The organism is Micromonospora sp. NPDC049301, assembly GCF_040678715.1.
Lineage (GTDB): Bacteria > Actinomycetota > Actinomycetes > Mycobacteriales > Micromonosporaceae > Micromonospora.
Genome location: NZ_JBFAQO010000015.1, coordinates 87,642 through 97,061 on the forward strand (window position 1 = coordinate 87,642; position 9,420 = coordinate 97,061).

The window sequence follows — 9,420 nt, forward strand, 5'->3', positions numbered from 1 at the left end:
CCGGTTCCGGACCGGGCGGCCCTGAATTCAGGCTGGGCGGTCGCGGCGCCGGGATCGGGCCGGGTCGGCGTCGGCCGGCGTCGAGGTCGGCAGGACGTCCCGCCGGCGCAGCAGCACCGTCAGCGTCACCAGGGCGAAGAGCAGCAGCGCGAGCACGGGCACCGGGGCCGGGCCCAGCGGCGCGAGCAGCGCCAGCAGTGCGACGACCGGGAACGCCACGACCACCGCGCCGCGCTGGTGCAGGCGGACGTGCAGCACCCAGATGGTCAGCAGGTAGACGGCGATCGGGACGGCCACCGCGTACCCGGCGGTGACCCCGGAGATGTGCGCGGTGTGCCGCTCGTGGTCCGCCGTCACGACCAGGCCGGCGCCGACCGCGGCGACCGCGGCGAAGATCAGGTAGTGGCCGTAGCCCCAGAACAGCGAGTAGGGCAGCCGATCGGGCGCCTCGACCGGCTGGTCGAAGTAGAGCCACCAGAGCGCGAACACGATGACCGCACCGGCCGCCGCGAGCGACCAGAGGCCGTGGGCGCCGGCGTCCAGCCCGGTCTGGATTGCCAGCGAGACGGACAGCACCGCTTCGCCGAGCACGATCAGGGTGAACAGTCCGTACCGCTCGGTGATGTGCCGGGGGTGCCACGGGGTCATCCCGGGCCGCTCGGCCACCGCCGGCACCAGCAGGTCGGCCAGCGCCAGCAGCACGAACGACGCGATGCCCCACTCGTCGGGCAGGGCCAGCCGCAGCAACCAGCCGACCTGCACCACGGTCACGCCGATCGCGTAGCGGCGGGCCGCGGACCGGTGCTCGGGGTCCCCGGCAGCCGCTCGGCTCCAGTGCACGACGGCGGCCAGCCGCATCACCACGTACCCGTAGGTGATGACGGTGAAGTCGCCCTCGGTGAACGCGCGTGGTACGCCGGCCGCGATGATCAGCGCCCCGGCGATCTGCACCAGCGTGGTGATCCGGTAGACGTCGTCGTCCGTGTCGTAGGCCGAGGCGAACCAGGTGAAGTTCATCCACGACCACCAGATCGCGAAGAACACCATCAGGTAGCTGATCACCGCGTGGCCGAGGTGCCCCTCGGAGACGTCGTGGTGCAGGTTGCCGGCGGCCTGCGCCACGGCCACCACGAAACACAGGTCGAAGAACAGCTCCAGCGGGGTGGCCGAGCGGTGCGGCTCGTCCCGCAGACGGGGCCGCATCGGGCGGTAGAACGGCCGCACGGAAGGCGAACGGGTCAACGCAGCTCCTCGGGTCGCCCACACGATAGCGAGCCGGGCACCTCGGCCAACTCGACGCCGATGTCGGCCCTGCTGCCCCGGCGCGGCCCGCTCACGCCTGCGTCGGCGAACCGCCCCTCCCGCCGGTCGGGTCAGTGGTGCCGGCGGCCGTGCGAGAGCCCCTCCAGGACCAGGGTCAGGCCGGCGCCGAGCAGCCAGATGTCCTTGGCGAACCCGGTGCCCTGCTGGGTCGGACGTACGCCGCCCGGCTCCCGCATCCCCGGTGTCTTCAGGTAGAGCTGCATCAGGCCCGCGCCGAAGGCGGTCAGACCGAGCCCGGCCAGGGGAGCCGGGACGAACGGCGCGAGCAGCGCGGCCCCCAGGGCGATCTCGGAGTACGACAGCAGCTTGGCGAAGCGCGCCGGTTCCAGCTGACCGAGCTGCGGCATGGCCGCGACGGCCATCCCGTGCATGCCCTCCGCGGCAGCGCCCTCCAGGTTGCGCTTGCTCAGACCCGAGTTGAGGATGAAAGCGCCGATGCTGACCCGCAGTGGCAGATGAGCCAGTTTCATGATCACTCCAGGTGGCCGTGGTCCGATTGCGGCCTGCGTACCCGGGGTGGCCCGGGATAACCCGTTGAGCGGACTGGGCCGGCCGTGGTGATCGCGGTAGGTTCGCGAGGGGGCAAACCGGGCTCGACGTACCCCGCGTGCCCGGCACCCGACCCCGCCGCAGACCACGAGCAGGAGGCCACGTGAGCCAGGAAGTCCGGGGAGTCATCTCCCGCAGCAAGGGCGCGCCGGTCGAGGTCACCACCATCGTGGTGCCCGATCCCGGTCCCGGTGAGGCGATCGTCCGGATCCAGTCCTGCGGGGTCTGCCACACCGACCTGCACTACCGCGAGGGTGGCATCAACGACGACTACCCGTTCCTGCTCGGGCACGAGGCGGCGGGCATTGTCGAGGAGGTGGGCGAGGGCGTCACCGGCGTCGCCCCGGGCGACTTCGTGGTGCTCAACTGGCGGGCCGTCTGCGGGGTGTGCCGGGCCTGCCGCCGAGGCCGTCCCTGGTACTGCTTCGCCACCCACAACGCCAGCCAGCGGATGACCCTCACCGACGGCACCGAACTCGCCCCGGCCCTGGGCATCGGCGCGTTCGCCGAGAAGACCCTCGTGCACGCCGGGCAGTGCACCAAGGTGGACCCGGCCGCCCGGCCCGCCGCGGTGGGGCTGCTCGGCTGCGGGGTGATGGCCGGGCTGGGCGCGGCGATGAACACCGGCAACGTCACCCGCGGCGACTCGGTCGCCGTGATCGGCTGCGGTGGCGTCGGGGACGCGGCGGTCGCCGGGGCGGCCCTCGCCGGCGCCACCACGATCGTCGCGGTGGACACCGACTCCCGCAAGCTGGACTGGGCCCGCAAGTTCGGCGCCACGCACACCGTGAACGCCTCCGAGACCGACCCGGTCGAGGCGATCCGCGCCGCCACCGGCGGCTTCGGCGCCGACGTGGTCATCGACGCGGTGGGTCGACCGGAGACGTGGAAGCAGGCGTTCTACGCCCGGGACCTTGCCGGCACGGTGGTGCTGGTGGGTGTGCCGACCCCGCAGATGAAGGTCGAGCTGCCGCTGCTGGACGTGTTCGGCCGGGGCGGTGCCCTCAAGTCCAGCTGGTACGGCGACTGCCTGCCCAGCCGCGACTTCCCGATGCTCACCGAGCTGTACCTGCAGGGCCGGCTCGACCTGGACGCGTTCGTCACCGAGGAGATCGCGCTCGACCAGGTGGAGAACGCGTTCGACCGGATGCACCACGGCGACGTGCTCCGGTCGGTGGTGGTGTTCCCGTGACCGCCCGGGTTGGCCACGCCGTCACCTCCGGCACGTTCTCGCTGGACGGGCAGACGTTCGACGTGGACAACAACGTCTGGGTGCTGGGCGACGACAGCGAGTGCGTCATCTTCGACGCGCCGCACGACGTGGCCGCGATCCTCACGTTGGTGGGCGACCGGCGGGTCCGGGCGATCCTCGCCACCCACGCGCACGACGACCACGTCCGGGTGGCGCCCGAGCTGGCCCAGGCCACCGGCGCGCCGGTGCTGCTGCACGCCGCCGACCGGGTGCTCTGGGACATGGCCCACCCCCACCTGCCGCCCCACGGCGAGCTGCACGACGGGCAGAGCATCGATGTCGCCGGCACCACGCTGCGGGTGCTGCACACCCCCGGGCACAGCCCCGGCGCGTGCAGCTTCCACGCCCCGGAGCTGGGCGTGGTGTTCACCGGCGACACGCTCTTCGCGGGCGGTCCGGGTGCGACCGGCCGCTCGTACAGCGACTTCGACACCATCGTCCGGTCGATCCGGACCCGGCTGCTCACCCTGCCGCCGGAGACGATCGTGCACACCGGACACGGCGACGACACCACGATCGGCGCGGAGGCCCCACACCTGGAGGAGTGGCTGGCCCGAGGCCACTGAGGGCCGGTCAGCTGGCCGTCGTGCTCGCCAGCGCGGCTAGGATCCCGCCCATGGCCGCCGAGCACCCCGCACCCGTCGTCCGTCAGCTGCGCCTCGTGGTGGAGGCGGCCGACCACGAGGCCGCCGTCGCGTTCTTCCGCGACGCGCTCGGCCTGCCGGAGGAGGCGGCGTTCAGCGGCGACGGGGACGCCCGGGTGGTGATCCTGGACGCCGGCCGCGCCACCCTGGAAATCGCCAACCCGGCCCAGAAGCGCATGATCGACGAGGTCGAGGTGGGCCGGCAGGTCGCGCCGCGCATCCGGGTCGCCTTCGAGGTGGACGACACCGAGGAGACCACCGCCCGGCTGGTCGCCGCCGGGGCGAGCGAGATCGCGCCGCCCACCCGTACCCCCTGGGACTCCCTCAACTCCCGCCTCGACGCACCGGCCGACCTCCAGATCACCATCTTCCAGGAGTTGCGTACGCCGGACGAGCGCGCCGGAACCGACGGCGCGGACCACCGACCTGACGGCGACGACTGAGCGCGGGGCAGCGCCCGCGGGTACCCCCGCCCGGTACGGCACACGGGATGAGCTGACGCGCGGTCGAGAGCACAATGCGTTGGTAGTCCAGAATGTGCCATTCCTCCGCAATCACGGTGCGTGAGATTTCGGCCAATCACGCACGGTGAGGGTGGCCGAGGCGCCACCCTCACCCCTGCCGTGCACCCCAACCTCAGTTGGACCCTTTGCTCTGCTTCAACGGACGCAACATGTCCCTCGGCCTGCGCGAATGTGATTTCGGCGCGCCGGAAGCTGTCGACCCCTCAGTACGTTCCGTGACTGTTGCGTCCGTTGAAGCAGAGCAAAGGTTGCTGGGTGGTTGTGGTGCTCTGCCGCGAAGACCACCGTGTGTCACCGTTGCCGAGCCTTGATGGTGAACGGTCTGGCCTGTCCGATTCCGCGGGTGACCGGGACCGCACCTCGCCGAGCCCCGGGCATTTCCGGAATGCCCGACAGGTGAACCTGGTTGTGTCCCCCGTACCGCCGGAGCCCAAACCCTTTCCGCGGTCATCCCCCGAGGAGTGTTCACCCCGGAGCGCTCCGCACGATCGAAAGGGCAACCATCGTGAAGGTCGACTTCACTCGATGGCTCCCCGCCATCGCTAAGGACTCTTACCGCAAGACCGCGCTGAGCGTTGCGGGCGTTGTCGCCCTCGGTGGCCTGGCGCTCGCGCCGACGGCGGCCGCCGCCCCGGTCACCTCCGGGCCGCACCAGGGCGCCGTCGCCGCCATCGACCTCGCCACCGGCAAGGCCGCCACCGGCAAGGCTGCCACCGGCAAGGCCGCCACCTCGGCGCGCCACGAGGAGCAGCCCGTCGAGTCCGGGCTGACCACGGGCTCCGCCACCGGTAAGCCGCCGGCCGGCAAGCCGAGCCGTGACGAGCTGATCCCGCACGGCATCGAAGGCGCCCAGTCGCGCATCCCGCTCGACGACGCGCAGCTGGCCAACGCCCGGGCGATCGTCGACGTGGCCAAGAAGACCGGCGTCGGCGAGCGGGGCGCGGTGATCGGCGTCGCCACCTCGTTGCAGGAGTCGAAGCTGTACAACCTCGGCCACCTTGGCGCGTACAACGACCACGACTCGCAGGGCCTGTTCCAGCAGCGCCCGTCGTCCGGTTGGGGTTCGCCCGAGCAGATCACCGACCCGGAGTACTCCGCCACGGCGTTCTTCAGCGCGCTGAAGAACGTGGGCGGCTGGCAGGACCTGCCGCTGACCGCCGCGGCGCAGACCGTCCAGGTCTCCGCCTTCCCGTACGCGTACGCGCAGTGGGAGGAGCAGGCGGCGGACCTCGTCCAGCAGCTCTGGTGACAACCGCACACACGACGCCGGCCGGCTCCCGAACAGGGGGCCGGCCGGCGTCGTCGTGTCCAGGGTCAGGCGTGCGCCGCGCGCTGCCCCCGACGACCAGAGTTCGGCGACCCGTCGCCGGGGGTTCCGCTCGGTCAGCAGGCGGGGTAGAGGCGGCGGGTGCCGACGCCGGCGGCGTACGCGGCACGGTCGCTGAACCGGCAGCCGTAGTCGGGCCGGGACACCACCGCCGGGTCGGTAACCGTATCGCCGGCGGGGCGGGCGCCGGTGCGTACCCAGGACACCAGGTCGTCCCAGGCGGCGCCGGCCTCGGCCGGTGTGAACTCGCAGTGCTGCGCGGCCCGGATGGCCCGCTGCACCAGCAGCTTGCCGCGGCCGTGCCGCGCCACGTCGGTGGCGTACGCCTGCTCCATGCTGAACGGCACGAACAGGTCACCGAGGCCGTGCAGGCTGAGCACCGGCGCGGTGGGGCGGCCGGCGATCCGCGGCACCTCGGTCAGCGTCGGGAGGAGCCGCTGCCGGAGGTTCTCCGGGGCGACCCGCTGCACGGCGGCGTTGACGTTGACCGGGCTGTTCGGGGTGTAGCGGGTGAGCAGGTTGGTGGAGAGCTGACCGGGCCGCTGGGCGGGGGAGTCGCCGCCGCTGGTCACCGTGATCGAGAAGAGGAAGTCCTTCCACACGGCGAACGCCGCGTCCGCGCCGGGGCGCGACCCGCCCGAGCGGTTCACCGTGATCGCCCGCAACTGCTTGCCCCGGTCCGTGGTGGTGTCCGGCCCGGTGGGGGTGAGCCCGGCCAGACCGAGCGCCACCTGGATGCGGGGTACGGCGTTCGTCAGGTAGTCGGCCGGCGTCGGGTAGGCCGGCACCCCGGCGAGGGCCTGCGCGACCAGGTTGTAGTCGAGGAAGAAGTCGAGCAGCGTCTGATCGCCGAGCACCCCGCACATGGGCAGCGCGCCGTCGTAGAAACCGGGGTACTGCTCCAACGACCGGCCGATGACGTACCCGCCCATCGACACCCCGGCGACGTAGGTGTGGTGCGGCCGGCGTACCGTCCGGCCGAAGTGGTCGGCCAACTCACGCGTGCCCAGCACTCCGGATCGGATGTCGAAGCCGTTGCGGTCGTACGAGGACGACGCCCAGGCGTACCCCTGCTCCAGCAGCCGCTGGCGCAGCCCGAAGCCGGGCGGCTCCGGCGAGAGCACCGTGCCCTGGCCGCGGTAGCCGTGCGCCCACAACACCAGGTCACCGTTCCACCGGGCCGGGACCTCGATGATGTACCCGGCGTGGCGGTGCACGCCCTGGCGTACCGTCGTCGGCTTGCCGCCCACGACGAGCGGGGCAAGGGGCGGATTCTCGATGGTGTACCCGGGCAGCGGCTGGCCGCCACCCGGGTCGCGGTCGGCGGCGGCGCTGGCCGGCGCGGCGCCGGCCAGCCCGACCGCCAGCGTCAGGGTCGCGGTGGCGCCGAGCAGGCGCCGGAGGGTGCGAACGGGTGAGGACAGCATCGGCGCTCCCCATCGGACGGATGTCGCCCACGCGGGCGACCAGGCGGGACGGTTGCCTACCGGCCGGTAGCAGCCTGAACCTAGGACCGCCGTCGACCGGAGTCAATGGCTGCGCTGACCGGCCGGTCAGGCCCGACTGTCCGGCCGGTCAGACCAGGCCGTGCGCCAGCATCGCCTCGGCCACCCGGCGGAACCCGTTGATGTTCGCCCCGGCCACGTAGTCGCCCGGCAGCCCGTACTCCTCGGCGGTGCTCCAGCAGCGGGCGTGGATGTCCCGCATGGTTTCCCGCAGCCGTTGCTCCGACTGGGCGAACGTCCACGAGTCCCGGCTGGCGTTCTGCTGCATCTCCAGTGCGCTCACCGCCACCCCGCCAGCGTTGGCCGCCTTGCCCGGGGCGAACCGCACCCCGGCCCGACCGAGGATCCGCACCGCCTCCGGCGTCGTGGGCATGTTCGCCCCCTCGACCACCGCGACGCAGCCGCCGGCCACCAGCGCCGCGGCCTCCGCTCCGCCGATCTCGTTCTGCGTCGCGCACGGCAGGGCCAGGTCGCAGGGCACCTCCCAGACGGTACGTTCGGCCACGGCCACCGCGTGCGGCACGTGCCGCGGGTAGTCGTCGAGCCGGCCGCGCCGTTCCTCCTTCAACTCGCGCAGCAACTCCAGGTCGATGCCCTTCTCGTCGAGCAGGTACCCCTCGGAGTCCGAGCAGGCCACCACCGTCCCGCCGAGTTGGTGCACCTTCTCGATCGCGTAGATCGCCACGTTGCCCGAGCCGGAAACCACCACCCGCTTGCCATCGAGGCTGTCCCCGCTCTGCCGCAGCATCTCCTCGGCGAAGAACACGGCCCCGTACCCGGTCGCCTCCCGGCGCGCCTGCGCACCCCCGTACGCCAGGCCCTTGCCGGTGAGCACCCCCGACTCGTAGCGGTTGGTGATCCGCTTGTACTGGCCGAACAGGTAGCCGATCTCCCGGCTGCCCACCCCGATGTCCCCGGCCGGCACGTCGGTCTGCGCGCCGATGTGCCGGTGCAGTTCCGTCATGAAGCTCTGGCAGAAGCGCATCACCTCACGGTCCGAGCGTCCCTTCGGGTCGAAGTCCGCACCACCCTTGCCGCCGCCGATGGGCAGGCCGGTCAACGCGTTCTTGAAGATCTGCTCGAAGCCGAGGAACTTCACGATGCCGAGGTAGACCGACGGGTGGAACCGAAGCCCGCCCTTGAACGGGCCCAGGGCGCTGTTGAACTCCACCCGGAAGCCGCGGTTGACCCGTACCCGGCCACGATCGTCCTCCCACGGCACCCGGAAGATCACCTGCCGTTCCGGCTCGCAGATCCGCTCGATGATCCGCGCCTCGGCGTACTCGGGGTGCCGGGCCAGCGCCGGGCCGATGCTCTCCAGCACCTCCCGTACGGCCTGGTGGAACTCCGGCTCGCCCGGATTGCGGGCGACCACACTCGCGAACACCGTCTCGACGGTCTCCGGCATGACCGGCACGTCCCTTCGATCTCGGCGGCACCGTTGCCGCCCCCGCGCCGGCGTGACGCGCCGACCGCCCGGGAGTACGGCCCGCCGCCCCCGTACGGTTCACCGCTCACCCGTCCGTCCTTGCGACTGCCCCTGTGCCCGCCCTGGCTCGGTCCGCCCTGGCTCGGTCCGGCGCTCGGGCCCGGCTGTGCGGCCCGCGGCGCCGGTCGGGTTGACTGGTCGGCGTGAACGAGTCGATCTGGGAGGCGGCCCGGGCGTCGCGCGGCTGGTTGGACGCGGCGAACGGCACCGGGCAGACGGAACTGACCTGTCGCATCCTCAAGCTGACCGAGGAGGCGGGGGAGGCGTCGGCGGCCTGGATCGGTCTGCTCGGGCAGAACCCGCGCAAGGGCGTCACGCACACCCGTGAGGACGTGGCGGCGGAGTTGGCGGACGTCGCCTTCACCGCGCTGGTGGCCATCGAAAGCCTGGGGCTGGACGCGCGGTCGGTGTTGGACTCCTGTGCCGCCAAGGTTCGTGCACGCCTCGGCGGTTGATCGCAGGTTTGGTTTTGTCCGGGTGGTTCGGTGTGCCGGGTTGATGCGGGATGAGGCCCCGCCGATCCCGGCTGGGTGGTTGTTGTTGTCGTTGGCGATATACCTGTGAGTCATGAATATGCCTGTGAGGTATGGCGCTCACCATCAACCTCGCCCCCCGAACGGCCTGGCCCGATGTCGGCGATGCGGAGTCGATCAACCGCTGATCGGCCGGTCTGACGCCCGGGACGTCCGGTGTTCTGGCACCGAATGTCCGCTATTGGGGTCTCTGGTGTGTGGCCGGCTGCACTCGTGGGGTGGAATCGGGGCGGGCCGGGGGTCGTTACATACCCTGACGATCGCAGGACCACGG

9 protein-coding genes are annotated in these 9,420 nt (G+C 71.9%); 5 read left to right on the top strand and 4 right to left on the bottom strand.

Annotated features, from left to right (window positions below; translation table 11 throughout):
* Positions 1-27: 27 nt before the first annotated feature.
* Together AB0K07_RS29205 and AB0K07_RS29210 are read right to left on the bottom strand one after the other, a co-directional pair.
* Positions 28-1,242, bottom strand: coding sequence for a low temperature requirement protein A (locus AB0K07_RS29205; protein ID WP_363760310.1), 1,215 nt, complete (start codon positions 1,240-1,242; stop codon positions 28-30).
* 131 nt (positions 1,243-1,373) lie between these two features.
* On the bottom strand, positions 1,374-1,793 hold the full coding sequence (locus AB0K07_RS29210; RefSeq protein WP_363760313.1) for a hypothetical protein: 420 nt from the start codon (positions 1,791-1,793) through the stop codon (positions 1,374-1,376).
* Positions 1,794-1,975: 182 nt separating this feature from the next.
* Here AB0K07_RS29210 and AB0K07_RS29215 point away from each other — a divergent pair, with 182 nt between their 5' ends.
* The 4 genes from AB0K07_RS29215 to AB0K07_RS29230 all read left to right on the top strand — a co-directional run bounded on the left by AB0K07_RS29215 (position 1,976) and on the right by AB0K07_RS29230 (position 5,541).
* On the top strand, positions 1,976-3,064 hold the full coding sequence (locus tag AB0K07_RS29215) for an S-(hydroxymethyl)mycothiol dehydrogenase (protein WP_363760316.1): 1,089 nt from the start codon (positions 1,976-1,978) through the stop codon (positions 3,062-3,064).
* Positions 3,061-3,690 carry an MBL fold metallo-hydrolase gene (locus AB0K07_RS29220; protein WP_363760319.1) on the top strand — a complete coding sequence of 210 codons (630 nt, stop codon included), beginning with the start codon at positions 3,061-3,063 and terminating at the stop codon, positions 3,688-3,690. Before AB0K07_RS29215 ends, AB0K07_RS29220 begins: the two co-directional genes overlap by 4 nt.
* A gap of 50 nt (positions 3,691-3,740) precedes the next feature.
* Positions 3,741-4,211 carry a VOC family protein gene (locus tag AB0K07_RS29225; protein WP_363760322.1) on the top strand — a complete coding sequence of 157 codons (471 nt, stop codon included), beginning with the start codon at positions 3,741-3,743 and terminating at the stop codon, positions 4,209-4,211.
* Positions 4,212-4,797: 586 nt separating this feature from the next.
* Positions 4,798-5,541 (top strand): hypothetical protein, encoded by a 744-nt coding sequence (locus tag AB0K07_RS29230; RefSeq protein ID WP_363760325.1) that lies wholly within the window; start codon positions 4,798-4,800, stop codon positions 5,539-5,541.
* A 134-nt stretch (positions 5,542-5,675) separates the two neighbouring features.
* Here the strand turns inward: AB0K07_RS29230 and AB0K07_RS29235 are convergent, their stop codons facing one another.
* Positions 5,676-7,046 carry a hypothetical protein gene (locus AB0K07_RS29235; protein ID WP_363760327.1) on the bottom strand — a complete coding sequence of 457 codons (1,371 nt, stop codon included), beginning with the start codon at positions 7,044-7,046 and terminating at the stop codon, positions 5,676-5,678.
* 148 nt (positions 7,047-7,194) lie between these two features.
* Complete coding sequence (gene gdhA, locus AB0K07_RS29240) at positions 7,195-8,532, bottom strand: NADP-specific glutamate dehydrogenase (protein WP_363760330.1); 1,338 nt, start codon at positions 8,530-8,532, stop codon at positions 7,195-7,197.
* A 224-nt stretch (positions 8,533-8,756) separates the two neighbouring features.
* On the opposite strand from gdhA, the gene AB0K07_RS29245 reads away from it, so the two are divergent.
* Complete coding sequence (locus AB0K07_RS29245; RefSeq protein ID WP_363760333.1) at positions 8,757-9,068, top strand: MazG-like family protein; 312 nt, start codon at positions 8,757-8,759, stop codon at positions 9,066-9,068.
* Positions 9,069-9,420: the final 352 nt, after the last annotated feature.

What these genes read in the sequence shown, in the direction of transcription:
- AB0K07_RS29210 (WP_363760313.1), bottom strand. Translation starts at nt 1,793, where the DNA reads ATGAAACTGGCTCATCTGCCACTGCGGGTCAGCATCGGCGCTTTCATC.
- gdhA (WP_363760330.1), bottom strand. Translation starts at nt 8,532, where the DNA reads ATGCCGGAGACCGTCGAGACGGTGTTCGCGAGTGTGGTCGCCCGCAAT.
- AB0K07_RS29225 (WP_363760322.1), top strand. Translation starts at nt 3,741, where the DNA reads ATGGCCGCCGAGCACCCCGCACCCGTCGTCCGTCAGCTGCGCCTCGTG.
- AB0K07_RS29235 (WP_363760327.1), bottom strand. Translation starts at nt 7,046, where the DNA reads ATGCTGTCCTCACCCGTTCGCACCCTCCGGCGCCTGCTCGGCGCCACC.